The organism is Halopseudomonas xiamenensis (assembly GCF_014219065.1).
Classification (GTDB): Bacteria; Pseudomonadota; Gammaproteobacteria; order Pseudomonadales; family Pseudomonadaceae; genus Halopseudomonas; species Halopseudomonas xiamenensis.
On sequence record NZ_JACLGO010000008.1, the window covers coordinates 35,261 to 61,078 of the forward strand.

Annotated in this window: 23 protein-coding genes; 16 read left to right on the forward strand and 7 right to left on the reverse strand. The window is 63.2% G+C overall.

The window, feature by feature from the left end; translation table 11 throughout:
- The first annotated feature begins 82 nt into the window (after window positions 1-82).
- A complete protein-coding gene (locus H6X51_RS07095; protein ID WP_328795631.1) occupies window positions 83-1,735 on the forward strand; it encodes a DUF1302 domain-containing protein in 1,653 nt (550 codons plus the stop codon).
- A 13-nt stretch (window positions 1,736-1,748) separates the two neighbouring features.
- Window positions 1,749-3,128, forward strand: coding sequence for a DUF1329 domain-containing protein (locus H6X51_RS07100; RefSeq protein ID WP_185266827.1), 1,380 nt, complete (start codon window positions 1,749-1,751; stop codon window positions 3,126-3,128).
- A 93-nt stretch (window positions 3,129-3,221) separates the two neighbouring features.
- On the opposite strand, the gene H6X51_RS07105 is transcribed toward H6X51_RS07100, so the two are convergent.
- Both H6X51_RS07105 and H6X51_RS07110 read right to left on the reverse strand, forming a co-directional pair.
- The gene (locus tag H6X51_RS07105; protein ID WP_185266828.1) at window positions 3,222-3,971 is read right to left on the reverse strand and encodes an SDR family NAD(P)-dependent oxidoreductase; all 750 of its coding nucleotides are present in this window, start codon (window positions 3,969-3,971) and stop codon (window positions 3,222-3,224) included.
- A gap of 20 nt (window positions 3,972-3,991) precedes the next feature.
- Window positions 3,992-4,777 carry an enoyl-CoA hydratase gene (locus tag H6X51_RS07110; protein WP_185266829.1) on the reverse strand — a complete coding sequence of 262 codons (786 nt, stop codon included), beginning with the start codon at window positions 4,775-4,777 and terminating at the stop codon, window positions 3,992-3,994.
- Window positions 4,778-4,918: 141 nt separating this feature from the next.
- Here H6X51_RS07110 and H6X51_RS07115 point away from each other — a divergent pair, with 141 nt between their 5' ends.
- The 8 genes from H6X51_RS07115 to H6X51_RS07150 all read left to right on the forward strand — a co-directional run bounded on the left by H6X51_RS07115 (window position 4,919) and on the right by H6X51_RS07150 (window position 12,348).
- The gene (locus tag H6X51_RS07115; RefSeq protein WP_185266830.1) at window positions 4,919-5,704 is read left to right on the forward strand and encodes an SDR family oxidoreductase; all 786 of its coding nucleotides are present in this window, start codon (window positions 4,919-4,921) and stop codon (window positions 5,702-5,704) included.
- A 56-nt stretch (window positions 5,705-5,760) separates the two neighbouring features.
- A complete protein-coding gene (locus tag H6X51_RS07120) occupies window positions 5,761-6,741 on the forward strand; it encodes a bifunctional MaoC family dehydratase N-terminal/OB-fold nucleic acid binding domain-containing protein (RefSeq protein WP_185266831.1) in 981 nt (326 codons plus the stop codon).
- Window positions 6,742-6,754: 13 nt separating this feature from the next.
- Window positions 6,755-7,891, forward strand: coding sequence for an acyl-CoA dehydrogenase family protein (locus tag H6X51_RS07125; RefSeq protein ID WP_185266832.1), 1,137 nt, complete (start codon window positions 6,755-6,757; stop codon window positions 7,889-7,891).
- Window positions 7,860-8,282 carry a MaoC family dehydratase gene (locus tag H6X51_RS07130; RefSeq protein ID WP_185266833.1) on the forward strand — a complete coding sequence of 141 codons (423 nt, stop codon included), beginning with the start codon at window positions 7,860-7,862 and terminating at the stop codon, window positions 8,280-8,282. Before H6X51_RS07125 ends, H6X51_RS07130 begins: the two co-directional genes overlap by 32 nt.
- Window positions 8,283-8,295: 13 nt before the next feature.
- The gene (locus tag H6X51_RS07135; protein WP_185266835.1) at window positions 8,296-9,474 is read left to right on the forward strand and encodes a lipid-transfer protein; all 1,179 of its coding nucleotides are present in this window, start codon (window positions 8,296-8,298) and stop codon (window positions 9,472-9,474) included.
- A gap of 10 nt (window positions 9,475-9,484) precedes the next feature.
- Complete coding sequence (locus H6X51_RS07140) at window positions 9,485-10,651, forward strand: acyl-CoA dehydrogenase family protein (protein WP_185266836.1); 1,167 nt, start codon at window positions 9,485-9,487, stop codon at window positions 10,649-10,651.
- 325 nt (window positions 10,652-10,976) lie between these two features.
- Window positions 10,977-11,855: an SDR family NAD(P)-dependent oxidoreductase gene (locus H6X51_RS07145; protein ID WP_185266837.1), complete on the forward strand. Its 879-nt coding sequence runs from the start codon at window positions 10,977-10,979 to the stop codon at window positions 11,853-11,855.
- Between the two features lie 13 nt (window positions 11,856-11,868).
- Window positions 11,869-12,348: a nuclear transport factor 2 family protein gene (locus tag H6X51_RS07150; protein ID WP_235991266.1), complete on the forward strand. Its 480-nt coding sequence runs from the start codon at window positions 11,869-11,871 to the stop codon at window positions 12,346-12,348.
- Window positions 12,349-12,485: 137 nt separating this feature from the next.
- On the opposite strand, the gene fdxA is transcribed toward H6X51_RS07150, so the two are convergent.
- Window positions 12,486-12,809, reverse strand: a complete 324-nt coding sequence (gene fdxA / locus H6X51_RS07155) for a ferredoxin FdxA (RefSeq protein ID WP_185266838.1) — start codon at window positions 12,807-12,809, stop codon at window positions 12,486-12,488.
- A gap of 148 nt (window positions 12,810-12,957) precedes the next feature.
- Entirely contained in the window at window positions 12,958-15,534 is a 2,577-nt protein-coding gene (mutS, locus tag H6X51_RS07160) for a DNA mismatch repair protein MutS (protein ID WP_235991267.1), read from the reverse strand.
- 93 nt (window positions 15,535-15,627) lie between these two features.
- On the opposite strand from mutS, the gene H6X51_RS07165 reads away from it, so the two are divergent.
- The 3 genes from H6X51_RS07165 to H6X51_RS07175 all read left to right on the forward strand — a co-directional run bounded on the left by H6X51_RS07165 (window position 15,628) and on the right by H6X51_RS07175 (window position 17,761).
- Window positions 15,628-16,146, forward strand: a complete 519-nt coding sequence (locus tag H6X51_RS07165; protein ID WP_185266840.1) for a CinA family protein — start codon at window positions 15,628-15,630, stop codon at window positions 16,144-16,146.
- A 114-nt stretch (window positions 16,147-16,260) separates the two neighbouring features.
- Window positions 16,261-17,301 carry a recombinase RecA gene (gene recA / locus H6X51_RS07170; RefSeq protein WP_185266842.1) on the forward strand — a complete coding sequence of 347 codons (1,041 nt, stop codon included), beginning with the start codon at window positions 16,261-16,263 and terminating at the stop codon, window positions 17,299-17,301.
- Between the two features lie 16 nt (window positions 17,302-17,317).
- On the forward strand, window positions 17,318-17,761 hold the full coding sequence (locus H6X51_RS07175; protein ID WP_185266843.1) for a regulatory protein RecX: 444 nt from the start codon (window positions 17,318-17,320) through the stop codon (window positions 17,759-17,761).
- Between the two features lie 107 nt (window positions 17,762-17,868).
- On the opposite strand, the gene H6X51_RS07180 is transcribed toward H6X51_RS07175, so the two are convergent.
- On the reverse strand, window positions 17,869-18,942 hold the full coding sequence (locus H6X51_RS07180; RefSeq protein ID WP_185266844.1) for an LOG family protein: 1,074 nt from the start codon (window positions 18,940-18,942) through the stop codon (window positions 17,869-17,871).
- 183 nt (window positions 18,943-19,125) lie between these two features.
- Window positions 19,126-19,524, reverse strand: coding sequence for a PA3611 family quorum-sensing-regulated virulence factor (locus H6X51_RS07185; protein WP_185266845.1), 399 nt, complete (start codon window positions 19,522-19,524; stop codon window positions 19,126-19,128).
- A 334-nt stretch (window positions 19,525-19,858) separates the two neighbouring features.
- Here H6X51_RS07185 and H6X51_RS07190 point away from each other — a divergent pair, with 334 nt between their 5' ends.
- From H6X51_RS07190 to H6X51_RS07200, 3 genes are all read left to right on the forward strand, one after another.
- The gene (locus tag H6X51_RS07190) at window positions 19,859-20,533 is read left to right on the forward strand and encodes a response regulator (protein ID WP_185266846.1); all 675 of its coding nucleotides are present in this window, start codon (window positions 19,859-19,861) and stop codon (window positions 20,531-20,533) included.
- A 1-nt stretch (window position 20,534) separates the two neighbouring features.
- Window positions 20,535-20,918 carry a diacylglycerol kinase gene (locus H6X51_RS07195; RefSeq protein WP_185266847.1) on the forward strand — a complete coding sequence of 128 codons (384 nt, stop codon included), beginning with the start codon at window positions 20,535-20,537 and terminating at the stop codon, window positions 20,916-20,918.
- Between the two features lie 96 nt (window positions 20,919-21,014).
- A complete protein-coding gene (locus H6X51_RS07200; RefSeq protein WP_185266848.1) occupies window positions 21,015-24,491 on the forward strand; it encodes a hybrid sensor histidine kinase/response regulator in 3,477 nt (1,158 codons plus the stop codon).
- Window positions 24,492-24,501: 10 nt separating this feature from the next.
- Here H6X51_RS07200 and H6X51_RS07205 read toward each other — a convergent pair whose 3' ends face one another.
- Entirely contained in the window at window positions 24,502-25,704 is a 1,203-nt protein-coding gene (locus H6X51_RS07205; RefSeq protein WP_185266850.1) for an MFS transporter, read from the reverse strand.
- Window positions 25,705-25,818 lie beyond the last annotated feature (114 nt).

Below are 25,818 nucleotides of genomic sequence, written 5' to 3' on the forward strand. Positions count from 1 at the left end.
GGTATGCGGGCAACTGTCGGCATTTCTGATACTGGCCATTCACCCACCGAGGGTGTGTGAATGACAACATCAGGAGCAGACAGTGAACAACAAAAGCAAAAAAACTGCGGGGCTGATGCTGCGGCATACGCCTCTGGCAGCAGCCATGCTGGCCGTGCTGGGTAGCCCGGCGGCCTTCGCCTTACCTTCGATCGAGTTCGATAACGGACTGGTCATCGACTCCCAGATCACCGCCAACTACACCTATTCGCTGCGTACCCGCAGTGCCGACAGTGAGTACCTGCAGAGCCTGAACAACGACGATGGCACTCGCAACTTCGACCGCTACGCGCCGATCAACAACCGGGTCAGCGTATTCGGTGAGATCATTGCCACCAAGGATAACTATGGTGCGGTAGTGCGTGGCAGTCATTTCTACGACGATGTGTACAAGAGCGACAATGACAACGATGCGGCCGACATGGTCAACCGTGTGGTCGCACAGCCCGGCGATCATCAGCGCTTTGTCAGCAAGACCCGCAACGACAGCGGCAGCCGCTTCCAGTTGCTGGATGCCTATGTCTACGGCAACTGGCCGATCGGCGATGACCAGTACCTGTCGCTGAACGCCGGCCGGCATCTGGTGGCCTGGGGCGAGAGCCTGTTCTGGCCGAACATCAGCCAGGGCCAGGCGCCGGTAGACGCGACCAAGTTCAACGTGCCGGGTACCGAGGCCAAGGATGCCTATCTGCCGGTCAACCAGCTGTCCTTTAGTTGGGCATTGAACGACCGTCTGGCCTTCACCGGCTTCTACCAGCTGGAGTGGGAAAAGACCCGACTCAACCCGGTGGGTGATTTCTTCAGTACCACTGATTTCTTTGGCCCTGGTGCACAGTTCATGCGCTTTGCGCCTGGAGTGATCAGCAATCTGCCCGATGGTGCCGTAGTCGCCAGCGCAGGCGACCGAGATCCTCGTGATTCGGGTCAATGGGGTCTGGGAGTGCGCTGGAATATCGACTTCAATACCGAGGTCGGACTCTACCACTATCGTTACCACGACCGCGTTGCTTCTATGTTCCTGGATATGACCGGTAACAGTCGCTATTCCTCGCTGGGTAGCATTGACAATCTGGACGCCGCGGGGCCGGTAATCAAATTCGGTTACTTCGAGGATATCAAGCTGACCGGTCTGAGCCTGAGCTCCAAGGTCGGTGACGTGCAGCTGGGTTCGGATATCAGCCTGCGTCAGGACGCTCCGGTCATGGTGGCCAGTGGGGCGCCCACCACGGGTGAGCTGCTGATGGCCAGCGCCAACTTCATGTACATGCTGGGGCCGAACAGCCTTGCCAGCCAGACCACGTTGATGGGTGAGCTGGTCAATCAACATATTCTCGATGCGGACACCCTGTCGGTGACCGCTGGCGGCATCACCACGACCGACGACGACTACGTCTTCGACGGCCAGACCCGCTCCAGTACCCTGCTGGGTCTGGGTGTCATTCTGGATTACCCGAGCATCTTTACCGGTTGGGACCTGAGCCTGTCCGGCACCTGGCAGCAGAATCTCGACGGCAGTGCCTATCAGGGCCTGGGCCGCGGCGAGAAGACTCTGACCCTGGGGGCGGACTTTGCCTACCTGGGCAACTTCGAGGTGGGCGCCACCTGGGTCAACTATCTGTCATCCGCGAATCTCGACAAACAGCGCTACATGGCCGACCGCGACTATGTGTCGTTCAACGTCAAATACACTTTCTGAGGAGCATGCCGCAATGCACAAGATCAAACCTGTCACGGGTGCCTTTATCATCGCTCAGGGGCTGTTGCTGGCCGGTCTGGCCCAGGCTGCCGCCACGCCCGAGGAAATCGCCCGGCTGGGCAACGACCTGACCTGCGTCGGTGCCGAGAAAGCCGGCAACGCTGATGGCAGCATCACCGCCTGGACCGGCAAGTGGCTGGGCGCGCCGGATGGCATGGAACTCAACACCACGGGTGCGCACCCGCAGAGTCCCTATGCCGATGACAAGCCGCTGTTCGTCATCACCGCCGCCAACATGGCCGAGCATGCCGATCGCCTGTCGGCGGGGCAGAAGGCGTTGTTCGAAACCTACCCCGATACCTTCCGTATCCCGGTCTATGAAACCCGGCGCGACTTCCGCTTCGCCGACACCGTCTGCCAGGCCACGCTGGAAAACGCCAAGTCCGCTCGCATCGTCAGTGACGGCGAAGGGGTGGAAGGCACTACCGGCGGCATCCTGTTCCCGTTCCCGAAAACCGGCCTGGAGCTGATGTGGACCTCGTCGTTCTTCACCTTCCGGCCCTGGACCGAAGAATATATCTCGGATAACGCCTACGTGCTGAACAATGGCCGAATCAACTGGGGGCGGGTGCATTCGCGCAACCTGGCACCGCCGCTGCAACCCGGCAAGATAGGTACCACCACGGGGCAATCCTCGTTCTACCTCAACGAGACCCTGCTGCCGCAGCGTGATCGTGGCGAGGTCAATACCGGTATGGAGTTCTTCGACCATGCCAAGGAGCCGCGCCAGAGCTGGCGCTACGATCCGGGCACGCGCCGGGTTCGCCAGTCGCCGGAATACGGCTACGACATGCAGTTCCCCGGTTCCGGTGGTTCGATCACGGTGGACGAGGTGCGTATCTTCAACGGCTCCGGCCAGCGCTACAACTGGAGCATCGTCGGCAAGCAGGAGATGTACATTCCCTCCAATGCCTACGCTATCCATTCACCGGACCTCACCTACAGCGAACTGCTGCCGCCGGGCCACGTCAACCCCGAGCATATGCGCTATGAGTTGAGGCGGGTGTGGGTGCTGGAGGCCAACATCAAGGACAACTATCGTCACCTGTACACCAAGCGGCACATGTACGTGGATGAGGACAGCTGGCTGATGATCATGGGTGACAACTACGATGCCCGTGGCGGCCTGTGGCGCACCTCGATGGTCAACTACTACTATGCGCCGGAAGCGCAGACCTGGCAGGCCGGCGTAGGCCTGTACCATGACCTGCAGGCGCGCAGCTACCTGGCGTTCAACCTGGTCAACGAGCAGCCCAAGGGCTATACCCTCAACCAGGGTGGTCTGTCGGCCCGCGATTTCGGTCCGGAGGCTGCACGCCGCGCCGGTCGTTGAGCCCGGCTGGCCGGTTGGCCAGCATTGCAAGTCCACAAAAAATCCCGCTTCGAACTGCTCGAAGCGGGATTTTTTCATGCATGCATGGGGGCGTCAGGCCGTCAGGCTACCCCCATTGAGTGGCAACACCTGGCCGGTAACCCAGCTCGCCTCGCGGGAGGCGAAGTAGGCCACGCCGGCACCGACATCCTGCGGCGAGCCGGCACGCGGGACGAAGCAGGTCTTCTTCGCCAGCTCCTCGGAATCCCAGTTGTTCATGGTGCCCAGTGACAGGGCATTGACGGTGATGCCCTTGCGTCCGGTTTCCGCCGCCAGGTGGCGGATGAAGCCGACGGCACCGGCCTTGGAAGCGGCATAGGCGGCGATGCCCATGGGTAGGCCGGCGCGCCAGGATTCCGAGGTGATGGCGATGATGCGCCCGTAGCCGCGCTCGATCATGCCAGGGACTATGCAGTGGCAGGCGTTCATCAGGCCGAACATGTTCAGGTTGACGAAGCGTTCCCAGTCCTCGCGGGATGATTCGATGAATTTGCAGTAGCCCATGCCATCTACGGGTACGCCGGCATTGGAGACGAAGATGTCCAGGCGGCCGAGCTGGGCTTCGATGTTCCCGACCATGTCCTGCACTGCCTGGTAATTGGTTACGTCGGCGGGTGCGGCGATGGCCTTGAGACCCTGCTCGGTCAATTGCCGTACCGCAGCTTCGGCCCGTTCGGGATAGAAGTCGTTGACCGCGACGGTGGCGCCCAGCCGGGCCAGGGTTTCGGCGATGCCCAGCCCCATGCCACGACCAGCACCGGTTACCAGGGCTACTTGCCCTTCAAGGGAAAACAGTTCGTTCATGGATCACCTCTGTGTGGTTGTCAGTTGCCGTTGAATTGCGGCCGGCGCTTCTCGATGAACGCCTGCATGCCTTCCTTCTGGTCGCGGGAGGCGAACAGCAGGGCGTTGGCCTTGCGTTCCAGTGCCAATGCAGCTTCCAGCGAGGCGTCCATGCCGGCGAGGATCACTTCCTTGATCTGCTCGGCTGCCAGGGGCGGCATGCCGGCGATCAGGGTGGCTTGTTCCAGAGCAGACGCCTGCACCTGTTCATCTTCCACCAGCTCACTGACCAGTCCGGCGATATGAGCTTCCTCGGCGCTGATAGGACGTCCGGTCAACGCCATCTGCATGGCCTTGGCCTTGCCTACGGCGCGCACCAGCCGCTGGGTGCCACCGATGCCGGGCATGATGCCAATGCGAATTTCCGGTTGGGAAAAGCGCGCGCTGCGCCCGGCAATGATGATGTCGGCGTGCATCGCCAACTCGCAGCCACCGCCGTAGGCATAGCCGCAGACCGCGGCGATCACCGGCTTGGGACAGTGCTGGATGGGTGCCCAGGTGCGCTCGGTATGCCGCTGATAGATGTCGATGGCGCCCACCCCGGCCATGCTGGAGATATCACCGCCGGCGGCGAACACCTTGTCGCCACCGGTGAGAATGATGCAGCGGACCTGCGGGTCGGCGGCCAGTCTGGTGAAGTGCTCGGCCAGCAATGCCTGCAACTCGAGGCTGAGCGCGTTGGTTACCGTCGGGCGGTTCAGGGTGAGCCTGGCGACGCCCGGCGCGGGCAGGTCGAGCAGGACGCAGGAAGAGTCGGATGAAGACATGGTGAGCCTATGCATATGAATGAGCGGGGATCGGGATCGATTGTTGGGCCGGTACCGGTGTGCTTCATCGTCCGTTCAGACGAAGTGGTGGTGAGGGTGAGCCAATAGAGTGACGGCATGACATCAAATGAGGGGTGGTGTATGCAGTCTCCCAGCCAACTGGATTACCGCGGCAAGGTGGTGCTCGTGACGGGCGGCACCAAGGGTATCGGTGCCGGTATCGCCAGTGCCTATCTTGCTGCCGGGGCGCAGGTGTTCGTCTGCGGTCGCCAGCAGCCGGAGCGGTTGCCCGAGGCCGATGGGCGCCAGGCGCAGTTTCTGGCCGCCGATGTGCGTGACGTGGAAGCCACCGCGGTGGTATTCGAGCGTATCCGTGAGCTGACCGGTCGGCTCGATGTACTGGTCAACAATGCCGGTGGCAGCCCAAATGCCGATGCCGCCACCGCCTCGCCGCGTTTCAGCGAGAGCATCATCCGCCTGAATCTGCTTGCGCCGCTGAACATTGCCCAGCAGGCCAACCAGTTGATGCAGCAGCAGACCGAGGGCGGGGTGATCATCTTCATTGGCTCGGTCAGCGCATCGCGTCCGTCGCCCGGCACCGCCGCCTATGGTGCGGCCAAGGCCGGCATCGTGGCGCTGGCCAGCTCGCTGGCGGTGGAGTGGGGGCCGAAGGTCAGGGTGATGAGTATCAGCCCCGGGCTGATCCGTACCGAACAATCCCATCTGCATTATGGCGACGAGGCCGGTATTGCCGCGGTCGGTGCGGGTATTCCCGCCGGCCGCATGGGCGAGCCGGAGGATATCGCCAATGCCTGTCTGTATGCCGCCTCGCCGATGGCGGCCTATTTCAGTGGTACCAACCTGCTGTTGCACGGTGGCGGTGAACGGCCGGCCTTTCTGGCTGCCTCCACCGCCGGCAAGGCGTGACTCAACCCGACGCTGCCAATGAGGACAGCGTCCAACGGAACGATCAGGAGACGAACTTGGCTGAACAAGAATTGGTAGACAAGATACAGGCCATGGTCGGACGCGAGTACGGTCGCGTCTACGCCTGGGATCGGGTGAACGCGCCCATGATCCGGCAATGGTGCGAGATCATGGGCATCGAGAATCCGCTGTATACCGACCCGGAATTCGCCCGCGCCCAGGGCCACGCCGATGTGGTCGCGCCGCCCGGCATGCTGCAGGTGTGGGGTATGGGCGGGTTGGATCAGGAGAACTTCCCGGAGGGTTCGAGCAAGGAGAACAACTTCGAGGTGCTCAAGGTCATCGAGCCCTACGGCTATCCGGCGGTGGTGGCGGTCAACTCCGACCTGCACTTCGACCGGCAGGTCATCGCCGGCGAGCGGCTGTATTTTTCCAGCAAGCTGGACAGCATCAGCGAGGAGAAGACCACCCCGCTGGGCACCGGCTTCTTCGTCACTGTGCTGATGACCTATTTCTCCCAGGGCGAGAACGGCGCTGTCGATGAAGAGGTGGGTCGCCAGCTGTTCCGCGTGTTCAAGTTCAGGCCGGCCCAGCGTCCCGAGGCCGCCAAACCTGCGGACAAGCAAGCGGAAGCGCCCAAGGCCAAGCGCCCCCTGCCGGGCAAGAGCGACGATACCCGCTTCTTCTGGGACGGTTGCGAGGCCGGCAAGCTGCTGATCCAGCGCTGCACCGACTGCCAGACCCTGCGCCATCCACCGGCGCCGGTATGCATCAAGTGCCACAGCTTCGAGTGGGACACGCTGGAGGCCAGCGGCAAGGCCAGCCTGTATTCCTTCGTGGTCATGCATTACCCGGAAGTGCCGCCGTTCGACTATCCCAACCCGATCGGCCTGATCGAGCTGGACGAAGGCGTACGCCTGATCGCCGGACTGGTGGGTGTGGAGCCGGAGCAATTGGAGATCGGCCAGCGCCTGCAGGTGGAATTCCACCGTTTCGACGACCGGCAGACCCTGCCGCAATTCCGCCCGGTGGGCTGACAGGAGGCGTGCCATGGACTTTTCATTGAGCGACGACCAGCGCGCCATCGCCGAGATGGCCGACAGCGTATTCCGCGACTACTGCACCGATGAACGCATGCGCGAGTTCGATCTGGATGATCAGCCGTTCATGTTGCCACTGTGGCAGACCTGTATCGAGACCGGTCTGCACGCATTGGCGATTCCGGAGGCCTTCGGTGGCAGCGGCATGGGTATCACCGATCTGTATTGCGTGCTCAAGGCGCAGGGCGCCGGCCTGGGCCTGGTGCCGCTGTGGCAGCACCAGTTGGCTGCCGCCTGCCTGGCTGAGCATGCAGCTGACAGCCAGGGCGAACTGGTCGAGCAGGCCGCCGCCGGCAGTCTGCTGTTGAGCCTGTCGTTGCAGGGCCTGGCGGCCAGCCGCGGGGTCAAGCTGCAGCTGGTCGGGCAGGGTGATCAACTGCAGCTGCAGGGCCAGGCCAATGCGGTGGATGTCGCGGCCCAGGCTGATCGGCTGTTGCTGGTGGCGGACAGCAGCGACGGCCCGCGCCTGGTGCTGCTCGATCCACGCAGCGAGGGTGTCGAGCTGCTGCCGGGCATTGCCAATCACGGTCTGGCGGTGGCGGATGTGCGTTGCAGCAATGTGCCGATCGATGCGGTCCAGCTGTTGCCGGTAGAGGCCCTGGCCTGGCTGGAGCAGCGTGCCATTGCCGCGGTGGCGGCGATGCAACTGGGTGTCAGTGGGGAACAGCTGCGGCGCACCGTCGAGTACGTCAACCAGCGTGAACAGTTCGGTCGGGCGATAGGTACCTTCCAGGCGGTGCAGATGAGCATGGCTGACTGCCATATCGCCATCGAGAGCCTGCGCACTTCCCTGTACCAGTTGTGCTACCGGCTGGACAGCGGCCTGCCCAGCGATTCGGAAGCCTTCGCTACTCGTTACCTGTGTACCGAGGCGGCACACCTGATCGGCCATAAGACCCAGCATGTGCATGGTGGTATCGGCGTCGACCTGACCTATCCGATCCACCGTTTTCTCTATTGGAGCCGCCACCTGAGTCTGGTGCTGGGCGGTTCCGCTGCCACTCTCGAGCGTCTCGGTGACTGGCTGGCCAACAATGACAAGCTTGGATGGAAATATGACCTCGATGAAAACAAGAACCTTTGCTGAAACCAGCCTCGGCGAGCAACTGCCCGAGCTGTCGATTCCGATCACCGTGACCCTGATCAACGGCGGTGCCATCGCCACCCGTGACTACTTCCCCGGCCACCATGATGTCGAGGCGGCCCGGGAGCTGGGCTCGCCACACATCTTCATGAACATCCTCACCACCACCGCGTTGGTGCAGCGGTTCATCGAAGGCTGGGCTGGGCCACTGGCCAGCTTCGGTGATATCCGCATCAAGCTGGGCGTGCCCAACTACCCCGGCGACAGCATGACCTTCAGTGGGGAAGTGACTGAGCGGGATGAGGCCACACGGTCGCTGACCATCACCCTCAAGGGCAGGAATTCCATGGGTAACCACGCGGCCGGGACGGTCAGCCTGGTTCTGCCCGCATAACGGAGAAGCAAAGATGAATGATGCATTGCTTTCCGGCAAGGCTGCGATTGCCGGGTTGGGCGCTACCGAGTTTTCCAAGAATTCCGGGCGCACCGAACTGCGCCTGGCAATGGAGGCAACCCTGGCGGCACTGGCCGACGCTGGTATCGACCCCAAGGACGTAGACGGTTTCAGCTCCTATTCCGTGGACAAGGTGCCGGAGTACGAGATTGCCCGGCTGCTGGGTTGTGAACAGGTCAAGTTCTTCTCCCAGGTGCCGCATGGCGGCGGCGCCGCCTGTGGTCCGGTGATGCACGCGGCGATGGCCGTGGCCACCGGCGTGGCCAAGACCGTGGTGGTCTACCGGGCGATGAACGAGCGCTCCTGGTACCGCTTCGGCACCGGCAGCTATGGTTTTGGTGATACGCCGCTGTTCGATAACGTCAACTACGGCTGGTACATGCCCCATGGTTTCCACACGCCGGCCTCTTGGGTCGGCATGTTCGCCCGCCGCTACATGCACACCTATGGCGCCACCACCGAGGACTTCGGCCGCATTGCGGTCGCGGTACGCGATTTTGCCGCGACCAACCCGGCGGCGTTTTTCTACGGCAAGCCGATCACCCTGGAAGATCACCAGAATTCGCGCTGGATCTGCGATCCGCTGCGCCTGCTCGATTGCTGCCAGGAATCCGACGGTGCGGTGGCCATGGTCATCACCTCGGTCGAGCGGGCGCGCGATCTCAAGCAGAAGCCGGTGATCATCAAGGGTGCTTCCCAGGGCATCGCCGATGGCCAGCAGAGCATGACCTCCTTCTACCGTGACGACATCACCGGCCTGCCGGAGATGGGCGTGGTGGCGAAAGAGATCTACCGCCAGTCCGGCCTGGGTCCGGATGCGATCCAGACCGCGGTGATCTATGACCATTTCACCCCCTTCGTGCTGCCGCAACTGGAGGAGTTCGGTTTCTGCGATCGTGGTGAAGCCAAGGAATTCATTCGCGCCGGTCACCATGCCCGTGGCGGTCGTCTACCGATCAACACCCACGGCGGTCAGTTGGGCGAAGCCTATATCCACGGCATGAACGGTATCGCCGAAGGTGTGCGCCAGGTGCGCGGCAGCTCGGTGAACCAGGTAGCCGATGTGGAAAACGTACTGGTTACCGCCGGCACCGGCGTGCCGACCAGTGGCCTGATTCTGGGCGTGGCCTGAGGAGCAGCGTATGTATGTCGACCTGACTGCGGAACAGAAGAAGCTGCGCCTCGAGGTGCGGGATTATTTCAACAACCTGATGACCGATGAACTGCGCTGTGAACTGCGTGGCTCGGAAGGCTCCGACTCGGCCAACCAACTGGTGCGGCAGATGGGCAGGGACGGCTGGCTGGCGGTTGGCTGGCCGAAGGAGTACGGCGGCCAGGGCTACGGCCCGACCGAGCAGTTGATCTTCTTCGAGGAGGCCAACATCGCTGGTGCGCCGCTGCCCTTCGTGACCATCAGCACGGTGGGCCCGGCCTTGATGCAGCATGGCTCGGCGGAGCAGAAGGAAACCTTCCTGCCGGGTATCGCCGCCGGGGAAATCAACTTCGCCATCGGCTATTCCGAGCCGGGGGCCGGTTCCGACCTGGCCACCCTGAAGACCACGGCGCGGGTCGAGGAGGATGGTTTCGTGGTCAACGGCAACAAGCTGTGGACCTCCGGAGCCCATTCCGCCGATTACATCTGGCTGGCGGCGCGAACCAACCCGGAGGAGGCGCGGCACAGGGGCATCTCCATCCTGATCGTCGATACCAAGGCCGAGGGCTTCTCGCACACCCTGATCCCGACCTGCAGCAATCCGACCGCGGCAACCTACTATGACAATGTGTTCGTACCGGGCAATCGCCTGGTCGGTGAGTTGAACAAGGGCTGGCACCTCGTCACCGCCCAGCTCAACCATGAGCGCCTGGGGCTGGGGTCTTGGTCGGACCGGGTGGTGGGCATCTTCCGCAAGGTCTATCTGTGGGCCAGGGCGCAGGACGAGCAGGGTCGTCGTGCGACGGATCAGCCTTGGGTGCGCAGTTTGCTGGCCGAATGCTACGCGAAGATCGAGGCCATGCGCCTGATCAACTTCCGCATCGCCGCGGATCTGGAACGGCAGCATATGGATGTGGCGTTGGCCTCGACCACCAAGGTGTTCGGCTCGGAGACTGTGGTGGACATCCTGCGCAAGCTCAGTGAAGTGGTCGGTGCCAATGGCCTGGTGCGCGAGGGCAGCGCAGCGGCCTTCCTGCTCGGCGAGCTGGAGTACGATGTACGCGCCTGCGTGACCCTGACCTTCGGTGGCGGTACCAACGAGATCCAGCGTGAGCTGATCGCGCAGTTCGGGTTGGGGATGCCGCGTTCGCGTTAGCGTGAAAGTCGCGCAGCGACGCCATCTGATGACCTTCTCCCGTCCTGGGAGGCGGCGCCCGCTCCCGGCGGGCCAGCCGCATTCACCACGTCCCTGTGGATCAAGGTGGCGCGCAGCGTCGGAAGAGGGAGCGATCACGCCGCTGCGGACTTTCATTATTCGGGGTGCCGGTGGCGGCATGATCGTTGAGCTGGCCAAGACCGTGATAGAACCGGTGGTGACCCACCGGTTTTCACGAGCTTTCAGGTTGTCGTCCGAGCAGACGATGTGGCCGGCGCCCCCAGGTCTTAAAAAGGAAACTGGATAAATTTCCTGGAGCGGAGCCATGTCTGAACAACCTGCAATTGCGGTGGTAACCGGAGCCAGTCGCGGCGTGGGGCGAGGAATCGCAGTGGCGTTGGGCTGTGCCGGCATGACCGTGTATGTGACCGGCCGTACCCTCAGTGGCCAAGGGCAGGAAGAGGTCAACGGCCAACTGCTGGGCGGTAGTCTGGACGAGACCGTGCAGTTGATCAATCGCGCCGGAGGCTGCGGCATCGCGGTGGCCTGCGACCATGCGGACGACACTCAGGTCGCCAACCTGTTCGGGCGGGTACAGCGGGAGCAGGGGCGGCTCGATCTGCTGGTCAACAATGCCACCTTCCTGCATTCCCAACTGGTCGCGCCTGGACCCTTCTGGACCAAGCCGCTGGACATGGTGGAGATGCTCAATGTGGGGCTGCGCTCGGCCTATGTGGCCAGTTACTACGCCGTCCCGCTGCTACTTGCGGCATCCCGCGGGCTGATTGTCTTTATTTCGTCCTACGGCGCCAACTGCTATATGCACGGCCCTGCCTACGGTGCGCAGAAGGCCGGCTGCGACAAGCTTGCTGCCGACATGGCGGTGGACCTGGAGGGCACCGGTGTTGCGGCCCTGTCCCTGTGGCTGGGTTTGCAGCACACCGAGCGCAGCGCCCTGGTCGGCGCCGCCAGCGGCGTGGATTACTCGGCCTTCCTGGCTCAGGCCGAAACCCCTGAATTCAATGGGCGGGTCATCCACGCCTTGCTGAATGACCCCGAACTGGAACAATTCAGTGGCCAGACCCTGATCAGTGCCGAGCATGCGCTGCGCTACGGGATTCTCGATAGCGAAGGTCGTCAGCCAGCATCGCTGCGTCAACAGCTGGGTGCGCCGGTACCGAGGCACCCGGCCCGGGTAGGATGAAGGAGACGTCAAGATGCAAGTGACAAGCCTGATGACGTTGGAGCAGCGTCTCTACCAGCTCGAAGCCCTTGAACAGATCCGACAGCTAAAATATCGATACCTGAATGCCTGCGACCTGAAGCAGGTAGAGGTGATCCGCGACTGTTTCGCGCCGGGGCCGATTCGAATTGATTACGGGGATCTGGGCGTGTTCCACGACCGCGACGACTTCCTCGCACTGTACACCCGGCTGGCCTGCCAGCCGGAGGTTGTCGATCTGCATCATGGCAGCAATCCAGAGCTGGTCCTCGAATCGGTGACCGAGGCGCGCGGTCGCTGGGCGCTATTCTATTTCAACTTGAACCCGCAAACGGGCATTACCCGCCAGCTGGGTGGGTTCTATGAAGACCGTTACCGCTTGACCGAAGCTGGCTGGCGCATCGTCGCGACCCGCTCGTGTATTCATTCTGTGGTAAATGGGCTCAGTCTTGACGGAGCGTCTACCCAGAGATAGCAGGCCACAAAAAATGGCCGGGAGCCATTATTGACGCCACGCAGTGGCGGCCCGCAGGGTGGCCGCCAAGGATGGCAGGCCACAAAAAAGGCTGACTTAAAAGTCAGCCTTTTTTACGCTGGAGCAGGGCGCTGCTATCAGCGCTCCAGATGCTCCAGCTTGTCCGCTACGCCATCCCACTCTTCGGCGTCGGGCAGGGCGTCCTTCTTCTCGGTGATGTTCGGCCATACGTCTGCCAGTTCGGCGTTCAGCTCGATGAAGCCCTGCTGCTCTTCCGGTACCTCATCCTCGGCGAAGATCGCGTTGGCCGGGCACTCGGGCTCGCACAGTGCGCAGTCGATGCACTCGTCGGGGTGGATCACCAGGAAGTTTGGACCTTCGTAGAAACAGTCGACAGGGCACACCTCAACGCAATCGGTATACTTGCATTTGATGCAGTTGTCGGTCACAACAAAGGTCATGGCAGGTCTCTCCCAGGAAGGCGCGTCACAAAGATGGCGCGCATTCTACCAGATGTTTCCATGTTGGTGCAGCGCGGGCGCGCAACTTTTGCCACGTTTGCGGCATATCCGAGCACGTTTAATGATAATGAATATCATTTGATGGGCGTCAAGCCATTTCCGCTTTCCATTGATATAGCAGCTCCAGCGCCTGCCGGGGTGTCAGTTCGTCCGGTTTGAGCTGTTGCAGTGCATCCACCAGCGGGTGGGCGGCAGTGGCGAACAGGTCGTTCTGCACCGGCTGGCTGCTGGCGGCGTGGCTGGCCGAGGACTGGTTCAGGCTCTGCTGCTCCAGGTTGGCCAGGTGCTGGCGTGCGCGCTCGATCACCGGGCGCGGCACGCCGGCCAGCTGCGCCACCTGCAGGCCGTAGCTCTGGCTCGCCGGGCCGGGCAGCACGGTGTGCAGGAACACGATGCGTTCATTGTGCTCGGTGGCGTTCAGGTGCACGTTGGCCACCGTTGGATCGGTGTCGGCCAGGGCGGTCAGTTCGAAATAGTGGGTGGCGAACAGGGTGAAGGCGCGTATCCGGGCCAGGTACTCGGCGGCGGACCAGGCCAGCGACAGGCCATCGAAGGTGCTGGTGCCACGCCCCACTTCGTCCATCAGCACCAGGCTGGCATCGGTGGCGTTATGCAGGATATTGGCGGTCTCGCTCATCTCGACCATGAAGGTCGAGCGGCCGCCGGCCAGGTCGTCGCTGGAACCGATGCGGGTGAAGATGCGATCCACCGGTGACAGCTCGACCCGCGCCGCCGGGACAAAGGCGCCGATATGTGCCAGCAGCACGATCAGCGCGGTCTGGCGCATGTAGGTCGATTTACCGCCCATGTTCGGGCCGGTGATGACCAGCATGCGGGTATCCTGGGTCAGGTTCAGGTCATTGGCGACGAAGGGGCTGTCCAGTACCTTCTCCACCACCGGGTGGCGGCCCTGCTCGATGCACAGCTGGCCACTGCCTTCACTGAACTGCGGGCGGCAGTAGTCCAGGCTGATGGCGCGCTCGGCCAGGCAGGCCAGTACATCCAGCTGCGCCAGGGCGGCGGCGCTGTCCTGCAGCCGTGCCAGGTCTTCGTTGAGGCGGTCGAGCAGTTCGTCGTACAGCTGCTTTTCCCGGGCCAGGGCGCGGCTGCGTGCCGACAGGGCCTTGTCCTCGAACTCCTTGAGTTCGGGGGTGATGAAGCGCTCGGCGCCCTTGAGCGTCTGCCGGCGGATATAGTCGGCGGGTGCCTGCTGCGACTGGCCGCGCGACAGCTCGATGAAGTAGCCGTGCACCCGGTTGTAGCCGACCTTGAGGGTGGACAGGCCGGTGCGCTCGCGCTCGCGGTTCTCCAGGTCGATCAGGTACTGGCCGGCGTTCTCGCTGATGTTCTGCAGCTCATCCAGTTCGCTGTCGTAACCGGCCTTGATCACGCCGCCATCGCGGATCACCGCCGGCGGATTGTCGATGATCGCCCGCTGCAGCAGTTCGGCCAGTTCGGGATAGGTCGATACGATCTCGCCCAGCTCACGGATATGCGGGCTGGCGACCGGCTCCAGCGTGGCCTGCAGTTCGGGCAGGGCAGCCAGCGCATCGCGCAGACGCGCCAGGTCCCGTGGCCGGGCCGAACGCAGGGCGACCCGGGCGAGAATGCGTTCGATGTCGCCGATGCCCTTGAGCACCGGATGGATGGTTTCGTAGTGATAGTCCTCGATCAGCCCGGCGATGCTGTCCTGGCGGGCCTGCAGGGTGGTCATCTTGCGCAGCGGACGGTTCAGCCAGCGGGCCAGTAGGCGGCTGCCCATCGCGGTGGCGGTGTGGTCCAGCACATCGAGCAGGGTGTTGTCGCGACCGCCGGCCAGGTTGCAGTCGATCTCCAGGTTGCGCCGGCTGGCGCTGTCGATCACCACGCTGTCCTCGAAGCGCTCCTGGGCAATGCTGCGCAGGTGCGGCAGCGCGGTGCGCTGGGTTTCCTTGGCATAGCCGAGCAGGGCGCCGGCGGCACCCAGGCCGAGGGTCAGGTCGGCGCAGCCGAAGCCGACCAGGTCCTTGGTGCCGAACTGCTGGGTCAGTGCCTTGTGCGCGCTGTCCTGGTCGAACTCCCAGGGTGCCCGGCGGCGTACCGAGCGCCGCCGCTCGATCGGCGTATTGGCTTCCCAGTCGTCGGGGATCAGCAGCTCGGCCGGGGCCAGGCGTTCCAGTTCACCGAGCAGGGTTTCCCAGCCACTCAGCTCCATGCTGGTGAAGCGACCACTGTTGATATCCAGGGTGGCCAGGCCGAAGGCACGTTCACTGCCGACCAGTGCCGCCAGCAGGTTGTCGCGGCGTTCGTCGAGCAGTGCTTCGTCGCTCACCGTGCCTGGGGTGAGGATGCGCACTACCTGGCGCTCGACTGGACCCTTGCTGGTGGCGGGATCGCCGATCTGTTCGCAGATCACCACCGACTCGCCGAGCTTGACCAGCTTGGCCAGATAGCCCTCGGCGGCGTGGAAGGGGATGCCGGCCATGGGGATTGGCTGGCCGCCGGAGTTGCCACGGGCGGTGAGAGTGATATCCAGCAGACGCGCGGCTTTTTTTGCATCATCATGGAACAACTCGTAGAAATCGCCCATCCGATAGAACAGCAACTGATCGGGGTGCTGCTGCTTGATGCCAAAGTACTGCATCATCATCGGCGTATGGGTAACGGATTTCTCGGCGCGGCTCATGAAGTTCCCTGATTCGATATTTCTGGTGGTGCGGCGCCGTAGTCTAACAAAGCGGCGCCGTATTTTGAGCGCAAGATACTGAAGGAGATGCAGATGTCGCAATATGATCCCCTGATCGATTCCGCCGCCGCCCGACTGGGCAATGCCCTGCGTCAGTTGGGCCTGCGTGTGACTACCGCCGAGTCCTGTACCGGAGGCGGCATTGCCGAGGCGATCACTCGCGTCAGCGGCAGCTCCGGCTGGTTCGATACCGGTTTCGTCACCTATGCCAACCACAGCAAGATGCGCTGGGTGGGGGTGCCCGAGGAGGACCTGCAGCAGTTCGGTGCGGTGAGCGAGCCGGTGGTGCGGTCCATGGCCGAAGGGGCGTTGGAGGCGGCCGGAGCAGACCTGGCGGTGGCTGTCAGCGGTATCGCTGGGCCGGAAGGTGGTACGCCGGAGAAACCGGTGGGCACCGTCTGGTTCGCCTGGGCGGTGCGCGATCGTGGCGTGTTGACCCAGTGCCGGCGTATCCAGGGCAACCGCCGCGACGTGCGTGCCCAGGCGGTACTGCACAGCCTGCAGGGGCTGATCGCCGAGACCGAGAAGCTGGCTGTGAACCGCTCGGCATAATGCATCAGCAGGGGGTAGGCGTGCCCGGACAACTGTGAAATAATACTGACCATATATACAGTATTAAATCTTATCCGGGGCGCTCGCGCACCCGCCATACCAAGAGGATGCACAATGGACGACAACAAGAAGAAGGCGCTGTCGGCGGCTTTGAGTCAGATTGAACGTCAATTTGGCAAGGGCGCGGTCATGCGCATGGGCGATCACGAGCGCCAGGCGATTCCGTCGATCTCCACCGGTTCGCTGGGGCTGGATATCGCACTGGGCCTGGGTGGCCTGCCCAAGGGCCGGATCGTCGAGATCTACGGCCCGGAGTCGTCCGGCAAGACCACGCTGACCCTGTCGGTGATTGCCCAGGCACAGAAGAATGGCGCCACCTGTGCCTTCGTCGACGCCGAGCACGCGCTGGACCCGGAGTACGCCGGCAAGCTGGGCGTGAACGTGGACGACCTGCTGGTGTCGCAGCCCGACACCGGTGAGCAGGCGCTGGAAATCACCGACATGCTGGTGCGCTCCAACGCGGTTGACGTGATCATCGTCGACTCGGTGGCGGCGCTGGTGCCCAAGGCCGAGATCGAAGGTGACATGGGCGACCACCACGTCGGGGTGCAGGCCCGCCTGATGTCCCAGGCGCTGCGCAAGATCACCGGCAACATCAAGAATGCCAACTGTCTGGTGATCTTCATCAACCAGATCCGCATGAAGATCGGCGTGATGTTCGGCAACCCGGAAACCACCACCGGCGGCAACGCGCTGAAGTTCTACTCCTCGGTGCGCCTGGACATTCGCCGCACCGGCGCGGTGAAGGAAGGCGACGAGGTGATCGGCAGCGAGACCCGGGTCAAGGTGGTGAAGAACAAGGTGGCGCCGCCGTTCCGCCAGGCCGAGTTCCAGATCCTCTATGGTACCGGTATCTACCACAACGCCGAGATCATCGACCTGGGTGTGCAGATCGGCCAGATCGAGAAGTCCGGCGCCTGGTACAGCTACAAGGGCAGCAAGATCGGTCAGGGCAAGGCCAACGCGGCCAAGTTCCTGGCGGATAATCCGGAGGTCGCCGACGAGATCGAGAAGGCCATTCGTGACGAGTTGCTGCCCAAGCCGAGTGGCAAGGCGGCAGCGGCTGTCGAAGAGAATGCCGATATCGACGGCTGAGCCGAGTCCCTGAGTCATGTTCGGCAAACGCAGTCTGGACACCCCGGCGGCCATCCGCCGGGCCGCCCTGGACCTGCTGGCCCGTCGCGAGCATTGCCATGGCGAGATGCTGCGCAAGCTGCGTCAGCGCGGTGCTGGCGCCGATATGGCGGAGATCGAGCTGGATCGGTTGCAAGCCGAGGGCCTGCTCAGTGACGCGCGCTTCTGCGAGGCCTATGTCTACTCACGCAGCCAGCGCGGCTACGGCCCGGTGCGCCTGCGTGAGGAGCTGCGCCAGCGCGGCGTCAGTGAAGGCCTGATCGACCAGGTGCTGCAGGATGCTGCCTGGGACTGGAGTGCACTGGCGCAAACCGCCTTTGCCAAACGCTTTCCTGAGGGGCCAGCCGAGGACCTGAAGGAGCGGGCCAGACAGCAGCGTTTCATGCAGTACCGCGGCTTTGGTGGTTACTTCCCACGCTGAGGGGGGTGCGACGACGCAAGCGGTTCGGGATTTGCTGGCGTAGCGCAGGCGCGCTACACCCCATCACCCATCACCCATCACCCATCACCCATCACCCATCACCTGGTTTACAGCAGGTTTTCCTTTACATTCACTGTATCGATCAGTGCCCGCAGTCGCCCCTGTGCGCGGCCGTTGAAGGGGAATGTCAGGCGGCACAGGTGGTGCAGTTCGGGTTCGTCGCCCTGAGGATCACCACACAGTTGCTGGATGAAACCGCTGCCGTCACAGATATCGGCGAAACTGTCGTTGATCCGTTCCAGCGCGGCGTCATTCAACGGGTGATTCAGGCGCAGGATGAACTGCTCGTTCAGCCAGCGTGAGGAGTGATAGTTGCTGTAGAAGGTCAGGATATGCTGCATGGCCTGCTGCGGGGAGCCGGCCAGCTGCAGCAGGTTCAGGTCCGCTTCCAGGATATACCCCTCGGCCAGCAGGTGGTCGTGGAAGAAGCGGGTCAATCCTTTCCAGTAGTTGCCACCGGGTTCGTCCAGCAGGATCACCGGTACCACGGGACTCTTGCCGGTCTGGATCAGGGTCAGTACTTCCAGCGTTTCATCCAGAGTGCCGAAGCCGCCGGGACACAGGATCAGCGCATCGGCCTCCTTGACGAAGAACAGTTTGCGCAGGAAGAAGAAGCGGAACGACAGGTCATGGGTGGTCCCGCTGACCACCCGGTTGGCCTTCTGCTCGAAGGGCAGGGTGATGTTGAAGCCCAGGCTGTTGTCCAGCCCGGCGCCGACGTGGGCCGCCTCCATGATGCCGCCCCCACCACCGGTGATGGTCATGTAATCGTGCTCGGACAGCACCTTGCCCATGTCCCGGGCCAGTGCATACAGACTGCGGTCCAGGGGAGTGCGGGCAGAGCCGAACACGGTGACCTTGCGCCGGCGCTTGAACTGTTCCAGGCGCGAGAAGGCTTCCTCCAGTTCGTACAGGGTCTGACGCATGATCTTGGCGTCCCAGCGATTGCGATCGGCCTGGGCCATGCGCACCACGCTGAGCAGCATGTCGCGGTAGAGCTGGGTGTTTTCGCTGCTGCCATGGGCCAGGGCAAGCAATTCATCGACCTTGTGTTGCACGCCGCTGTCGCCGGTCTGCCAATGCCGGTTCAGATAGTCTGCGGCGCTGGTTTCCTCTGACATGCCTTTCTCCTCGTTTCAAACCACGGTGTACTGCCGGTGAGCCAGTCTACTATGGATCGGACGGAGCTTGGCGAAGGTGCGGGATTGCACCGGTAAGTGAGTACAGAGAAGTGCCTCGGTAGGAGCGCCGCCTCGGCGCGAAGCGGGCTACCAGATATCCAACTATCAACAGGCAGTAGGCGATCACATGGACTGGCAGTGCTCTGCCACGAAGCTCTGGGTCAGTACCGGTTGGCTGGAGTCGGCCAGCACGAAGTGGTAGGTCAGGGTTGCGCCCATATCCAGCAGCCGGCGGAAGCGCTGGTCGGCGCACACACTGCTCTGCAGTTGGCTGCGTACCACCAGCGGATCGCCCTGCATGCGCGCGGCGTACTCGGTGTCCACGGTCAGATGGTTGATCAGTTCCTTGCCCTGGGCGCTGAAGCCTTCGTCCACGATATTGGCATTGATCTGGCGCGGCGTATCCTGGCTGCTCTGTTGGGCGACGTTCTTCAGCGTTTCCTCGAGGCGGGTGTCACGCAGTGAAACAGCCTGGGTTGGCAGGGCGATCAATAGTGCGGTCAATACAATCAGGTAACGCATAGGGACTCCACGGTGCGGTGTGCATCTGTCAGGATTACATCTGTGACCATGGTTGCCGTCTCTGGTTCTGGGGTCACAAGGTTTTTTGTTCAGCGCCCGGGGGCGGCTGCTGCCGGGCCACGAGGCGCTGCCGTTCGATAAGTCCGGCGATGCATGCAAGCCTTTGTGGCGCCGGGGAAAAGGGCGAATTATGCGCGCTGCAGGCCGGGAAAGACAGAGTGGGCTGTACAAGGTGCCAGCAAACAAAATTGACTGATGCGGCTACCGGTGTCAGGCTGTATCGCTGCGTACATGACTCATCTCGATACACCTACACAGCAGCAGGAAGCAAGGCATGGGGCCAATCTACGAGATTCTGATCGCGGATGATCATCCGCTGTTTCGCAGCGCGTTGTTCCAGGCACTGAGTATTGGCCTGGACGCTGATATCAAGCTGACCGAAGCCGGATCCATTGCCGAACTGCAATCGTTGCTGGAGCAGCGCAGTGCCTGGGACCTGGTGCTGCTCGATCTGAACATGCCCGGCGCGCATGGTTTTTCCGGCCTGGTATTGTTGCGCAGCCAGTATCCGCACGTGCCGGTGATCGTCATCTCCGCCCAGGAAGAGGCAGCCGTGGTCCGGCGTGCACGGGACTTCGGTGCCAGTGGCTTCATTCCCAAGTCCTCCAGCCTGGAAGCGATCCAGCAATCGGTGCAGGATGTGCTCAATGGCGATGTCTGCTGGCCGGCACAGGTGAATGAGGATGTCACGCCGCTGAGCATGGAGCAGGAGGCCATCAGTGCCCAGCTGGCCAGCCTGACACCGCAGCAGTTCCGTGTGCTGAGCATGGTCTGCGACGGGCTGCTGAACAAGCAGATCGCCTATGAGCTGAATGTGTCCGAGGCCACCGTCAAGGCGCACGTGACCGCGATCTTCCGCAAGCTGGGGGTGCGCACGCGGACCCAGGCGGCGCTTGCGCTGCAGCACATGGAACTGGCCCAATCGGATCGCCAGGCGCCACAGCACTGACATGCAACCACCACCGGAAAACCCCTACAAGGGCGTGACCGGCATACGGCGCATCTGGTATGCCCTGGGTTATTCGCTGGCCGGGCTGAAGGTTGCCTATCGTGGTGAAGCGGCGTTCCGCCAACTGGTATGGCTGGCGCTGGTGCTCATCCCCATCGCCTGCGTGCTGCCGGTGTCTTCGGTGGCCAGGGCCCTGCTGATTGCCTGCGTGGTATTGTCGCTGGTGGTGGAGCTGCTCAATTCCGCCATCGAGGCGGCCATCGATCGGATTTCCCTGGAGCGACACCCGCTGTCCAAGGCGTCCAAGGACATGGGCAGCGCCGCCCAACTGTTCAGCCTCATTCTCATCGCCGTGGTCTGGAGCCTGGTACTGCTCGGCGGCTGAGCCGCCGCTTCGACTTAGGTATGACAGGCCGCATCTGTGCAAAGGCTGCGCCGCCTGCCAGACTATGCGCTCCTGCTAGCGAGATGAATGCCGTCGATGATGCTTTCCGGTGGACTGGTTGCGTCCACATTCCTTGTCTATATGGCCTGTCTGTTCGCTATCGCCTTCTGGGGCGATCGGCAGACCGGTGAATTCGGGCCGCGCCTGCGGGTCTGGGTGTACAGCCTGTCGCTTGCCGTCTGGTGTACCAGCTGGACCTTCTTCGGCGCGGTCGGCATGGCTGCGGGTCAGGTCTGGGATTTCCTGCCGATCTATATCGGCCCGATGATCCTGTTCATTCTCGGCTGGCGGCTGATTGCCCGCATGCTGGCCATCAGCAAGCAGGAAAACATCACCTCCATCGCCGACTTCATCGCCTCGCGCTACGGCAAGTCGCAGAGCCTGGGCGTGATCGTCGCTGCGCTGTGTCTGGTCAGTGTACTGCCGTATATCGCCCTGCAACTCAAGGGCATAGTGCTGGGCTTCAACCTGCTGACCGGGGCGGGCGCCGAGCCGCTGGTGGAAGGGGCGCACAGTGCCGAGGACACCGCGCTGGTAGTGACCCTGGTGCTGGCACTGTTCACCATCCTGTTCGGTACCCGCAGCCTGGATGCCACCGAGCACCACCGGGGCATGATGCTGGCGATCGCCTTCGAGTCGATGGTCAAGCTGCTGGCGTTTCTCGCGGTCGGTGTGTTCGTCACCTTCAGCCTGTTTGGCGGCATTACCGACCTGCTGGAGCGGGCCAGCAACAGCCCCGCGCTGGCCGATTACTGGCAGCGCGAAACCATGCACATCAACCTGCTGTTCCAGACCTTCATCGCCATCCTGGCGTTCATCTGCCTGCCGCGGCAGTTCCAGGTGGCGGTGGTGGAGAATATCCAGTCGGGAGATCTGCGGGTGGCGCGTTGGGTATTCCCCGCCTACCTGCTGCTGGCCGGCCTGTTCGTGATACCGATCAGCCTGGCCGGCCAGCTGAATTTCGGCACCACGTTGATGCCGGACTCCTATGTGATCAATCTGCCGCTGATGGAAGGCCGCCCGGTACTGGCATTGCTGGCGTTCCTCGGTGGCGCCTCGGCGGCGACCGGTATGGTCATCGTCGCGGCGATCGCGCTGAGCACCATGGTCTCCAATGATGTGGTGATGCCGCTGTTGCTGCGCAACAAGAACCAGCCGGAACGCTCCTACGAGGAATTCCGTGGCTGGATGCTGAATGTGCGGCGCAGCAGCATCCTGATCATCCTGCTGCTGGCCTACGTGGTGTATCGCATGATCGGCTCGGCCGGCAGCCTGGCCAATACCGGGCAGATCGCCTTTGCTGCCATCGCTCAGTTGGCGCCGGCGATGTTCGGCGCGCTGTTCTGGAAACAGGCCAATCGCAGCGGCGTGTTCGCCGGCTTGCTGGTAGGCATCAGCCTGTGGTTCTACCTGCTGATCCTGCCGTTGCTGGATATCGTCAGCGTGACCGACTGGCCGGTACTGGAGGGCATGTACGACAATGCCTTCGGCCTGCCGGTCGACAGCCTGACGCTGGGTAGCATTGCCGCGCTGAGCTGCAATTTCGTGGTCTTCGTACTGGTGTCCCTGTTCAGCCGCACCCGGGTGCTGGAGCACTGGCAGGCCAGCCGTTTTGTCAGCCTGGATGGCGATCAGTGGGCCGATGGCCCGAGCCGCTCCATGCTGCGGGTCACGGTGGACGACCTGCTGATGCTGGCGGCGCGCTTCGTCGGTGAAGAGCGTGCTCGGGCCGGTTTCGAGCGTTTCGCCGAGGCCCAGGAGACTACCTTCAACCCGACGCAGGTGGCCGACAGCAGCTGGATCACCCAGACCGAGCGCCTGCTGGCCGGGGTGTTGGGCGCGTCTTCGGCGCGGGTGGTGGTGAAGGCGGCGATCGAAGGGCGGGCCATGCACTTCGAGGATGTGGTGCGCATCGTCGACGAGGCTTCCGAGGTGCTGCAGTTCAACCGCGGACTGTTGCAGGGGGCGATCGAGAACATCACCCAGGGCATCAGCGTGGTGGACAAGGAGCTGCGCCTGGTGGCCTGGAATCAGCGCTATCTGGAGATGTTCCAGTACCCGGAGGGGCTGATCACCATCGGCCGGCCGATTGCCGACCTGATCCTGTGCAATGCACGGCGCGGGCTGTGTGGCCCGGGTGACCCGCAGATGCATATGGAAAAGCGCGTGAACTGGATGCGCCGGGGTACCGCGCACCGCTCGGAGCGGCTGTTTCCCAATGGCCGGGTGATCGAGATCATCGGCAACCCGATGCCCGGCGGCGGCTTCGTCATGAGTTTCACTGATATCACCGCCTTCCGCGAAGCTGAGCGTGCGCTCAAGGAATCCAACGAGGGCCTGGAACAGCGGGTGGTCGAGCGGACCCGTGAGTTGTCCGAACTGAACGAAGCATTGTTACAGGCCAAGGCCCAGACCGAGCAGACCAGCCAGTCGAAGAGCCGCTTCCTGACCGCGGTCAGCCACGACCTGATGCAGCCGATGAACGCCGCCCGGCTGTTCTCGGCGTCCCTGGCCCATCAGCCGAACCTGCCGGCGGAAGCCCAGGAGCTGGTACGCCACCTGGATACCTCGCTTCGTTCGGCCGAGGATCTGATCTCCGACCTGCTCGACCTGTCGCGCCTGGAATCCGGGCGGATCACCCCGGAATGGAGCGATCTCGTACTCACCGACCTGATCGAGCCGCTGCGCATCGAGTTCGGCGCACTGGCCGTCGAGCGTGGCGTGGACCTGCGGGTGCACAGTAGCCGACTGCGGGTGCGCAGTGATATCCGCCTGTTGCGCCGGGTGCTGCAGAACTTTCTCACCAATGCCTTCCGCTATGCCGGCAACTCCCGCGTGGTGCTGGGTATGCGTCGTCTGCCCGATGGTGTGCGTATCGAGGTCTGGGACCAGGGGCCGGGTATTCCGCGGGACAAGTTGCAGACCATCTTCGAGGAGTTCAAACGCCTGGACAACCACCGTACCCAGGCGGAGAAAGGCCTGGGTCTGGGGCTGGCCATCGCCGACGGCCTGTGCCGAGTACTGGGTCATGAATTGTCGGTGCGCTCCTGGCCAGGACGGGGCAGCGTGTTCAGTGTGATGGTGCCGGTGGTGCGCTACGATCGTCACTCGCGCACGGTCAGCCAGGTCCATGCGCCGATGCTCAGTGGCGCCCAGGTGTTGTGCATCGACAACGAGGCGACCATCCTCACCGGCATGCAGAGCCTGCTCAGCCGTTGGCAGTGCAATGTGGCGGTAGCCAGGGATCGCAGCGAGGTGCAGGCGGTGCTCGATTCGGGGTTCACGCCGGAGCTGGTGCTGGCCGACTACCACCTGGATGATGGCGATACCGGACTGGAGCTGGTGGCCTGGTTGCGCGAGCGGATCAACCCCGAGTTGCCGGGCGTGGTCATCAGCGCCGATGGGCGCAACGAGCTGATCACGCGGATTCGCCTGCACGGGCTGGATTACCTGCCCAAGCCGGTGAAGCCGGCGGCGCTGCGGGCGCTGATCAGTCGCTACGTCAGTCTCTGACCGCTGCTTGCTATGCCCGGGTCCAGCGGCGCGCCAGCATCAGACCCAGGGCAGCGAGCGAGATCAGTACGGTAAAGCCCAGCATGCTGTTGACCAGGCCCACATAGTCACTGGCAAATCCTATCCCCAGGACCACCGTGGCCATGGTCAGATAGGCCGCCAGGTAGAACGCTGAGGTCATGCTGCCACGCTCGGCCGGCGGGGCTGAACGGGCAATGGTGACGGTGGCGATCACGCCGATCGCGCCGGCACCCATGGCGGTGGCCAGGGTTGCCAGGCTGAACAGCCAGACCGAAGCCAGCAGCACCGCGGCAGCCATGGCCGCCAGGCCAAGGATCAACAGGCTTGGCCCGAGCAGCACCAGGCGGTTGAGTGGCTGGCGCTGGCAGGCGAACTGGCTGACGCCAGCGACCAGTTGCCAGCCGGCGGCAAACAGTCCGGCCAGTGCGCGATCACTGACCCCGGCCAGCTCCCGGGCCATGGACGGCCCCAGCGAGGAGTACAGGCTGCCGGTGGACCAGGCCAGGCAGATGGCCGCAGCGGCGAACAGGAAGGTGCCCAACAGCGCGCGCGGTACCTTGATCGGTGTCGGCCGCCAGGCGCGCAGGCGGAAGTCCTGCTGGCGCTGGCCCAGGCCTGCCGGCCAGGGAGCGCGCAGCAGCAGGATGATGCACAGCACGCAGAGCACCGCCACGACCAGGAAGGGCCAGCTTTCGGCATGGCTGGTCCAGCGTAGTGCCAGTGAACTGATGGTCGGGCCCGTGGCCGCGCCGAGGGTGAAGGCCAGGGCGGCCAGCGCAGCGCTGCGGGTCCAGTTGCCGTCGGGCTCCAGCTCGATCACCGCCGCGGTCGCTGCGCCGGTGACCATGCCGGTGCCGATGCCGGTCAGCAGGCGGGCCGCACCCAGTTGGTAGATATCGCTCGCCAGCATGAAGGCGATCGCCCCGAGCAGGATGGACAACAGCCCGGGGACCAGCATCTGCCGACGGCCCAGTTGGTCGGACAACGAGCCCATGCTCAGCAGGGTCAGCACCACCCCCAGCACGTATACTGAAAACACCGCTGTCAGTGCCGTATCGGAAAAGCCCCAGCTCTGTTGCCAGACCGCATACAGCGGCGTCGGCATATGGCTGGCAAGGATGGTAGTGAAAATCGCCAGCAGGCAGCTCCCCATGGCCAGGGGAATTCTATTTTGCGGGGTGGGAACTGCCATCGAACTCGGTATCCTGGGTGGGTAGACGGGGCAAACCGGGCCATTATTGCAGAGCCTGGGCCAGTATGCGCGCCATGGCAGATATCAATGGTATGTATGTTGGAGCGGCGTCTC

Coding starts and splice junctions, on each gene's coding strand:
- H6X51_RS07180 (WP_185266844.1), bottom strand. CDS start 18,942: ATGTCAGAGGAAACCAGCGCCGCAGACTATCTGAACCGGCATTGGCAG.
- H6X51_RS07205 (WP_185266850.1), bottom strand. CDS start 25,704: ATGGCAGTTCCCACCCCGCAAAATAGAATTCCCCTGGCCATGGGGAGC.
- H6X51_RS07135 (WP_185266835.1), top strand. CDS start 8,296: ATGAATGATGCATTGCTTTCCGGCAAGGCTGCGATTGCCGGGTTGGGC.
- H6X51_RS07195 (WP_185266847.1), top strand. CDS start 20,535: ATGCAACCACCACCGGAAAACCCCTACAAGGGCGTGACCGGCATACGG.
- H6X51_RS07190 (WP_185266846.1), top strand. CDS start 19,859: ATGGGGCCAATCTACGAGATTCTGATCGCGGATGATCATCCGCTGTTT.
- H6X51_RS07145 (WP_185266837.1), top strand. CDS start 10,977: ATGTCTGAACAACCTGCAATTGCGGTGGTAACCGGAGCCAGTCGCGGC.
- H6X51_RS07110 (WP_185266829.1), bottom strand. CDS start 4,777: ATGTCTTCATCCGACTCTTCCTGCGTCCTGCTCGACCTGCCCGCGCCG.
- H6X51_RS07165 (WP_185266840.1), top strand. CDS start 15,628: ATGTCGCAATATGATCCCCTGATCGATTCCGCCGCCGCCCGACTGGGC.
- H6X51_RS07105 (WP_185266828.1), bottom strand. CDS start 3,971: ATGAACGAACTGTTTTCCCTTGAAGGGCAAGTAGCCCTGGTAACCGGT.
- fdxA (WP_185266838.1), bottom strand. CDS start 12,809: ATGACCTTTGTTGTGACCGACAACTGCATCAAATGCAAGTATACCGAT.
- H6X51_RS07175 (WP_185266843.1), top strand. CDS start 17,318: ATGTTCGGCAAACGCAGTCTGGACACCCCGGCGGCCATCCGCCGGGCC.
- H6X51_RS07125 (WP_185266832.1), top strand. CDS start 6,755: ATGGACTTTTCATTGAGCGACGACCAGCGCGCCATCGCCGAGATGGCC.
- recA (WP_185266842.1), top strand. CDS start 16,261: ATGGACGACAACAAGAAGAAGGCGCTGTCGGCGGCTTTGAGTCAGATT.
- H6X51_RS07200 (WP_185266848.1), top strand. CDS start 21,015: ATGATGCTTTCCGGTGGACTGGTTGCGTCCACATTCCTTGTCTATATG.
- H6X51_RS07185 (WP_185266845.1), bottom strand. CDS start 19,524: ATGCGTTACCTGATTGTATTGACCGCACTATTGATCGCCCTGCCAACC.
- H6X51_RS07115 (WP_185266830.1), top strand. CDS start 4,919: ATGCAGTCTCCCAGCCAACTGGATTACCGCGGCAAGGTGGTGCTCGTG.
- H6X51_RS07130 (WP_185266833.1), top strand. CDS start 7,860: ATGACCTCGATGAAAACAAGAACCTTTGCTGAAACCAGCCTCGGCGAG.
- mutS (WP_235991267.1), bottom strand. CDS start 15,534: ATGAGCCGCGCCGAGAAATCCGTTACCCATACGCCGATGATGATGCAG.
- H6X51_RS07100 (WP_185266827.1), top strand. CDS start 1,749: ATGCACAAGATCAAACCTGTCACGGGTGCCTTTATCATCGCTCAGGGG.
- H6X51_RS07150 (WP_235991266.1), top strand. CDS start 11,869: ATGCAAGTGACAAGCCTGATGACGTTGGAGCAGCGTCTCTACCAGCTC.
- H6X51_RS07140 (WP_185266836.1), top strand. CDS start 9,485: ATGTATGTCGACCTGACTGCGGAACAGAAGAAGCTGCGCCTCGAGGTG.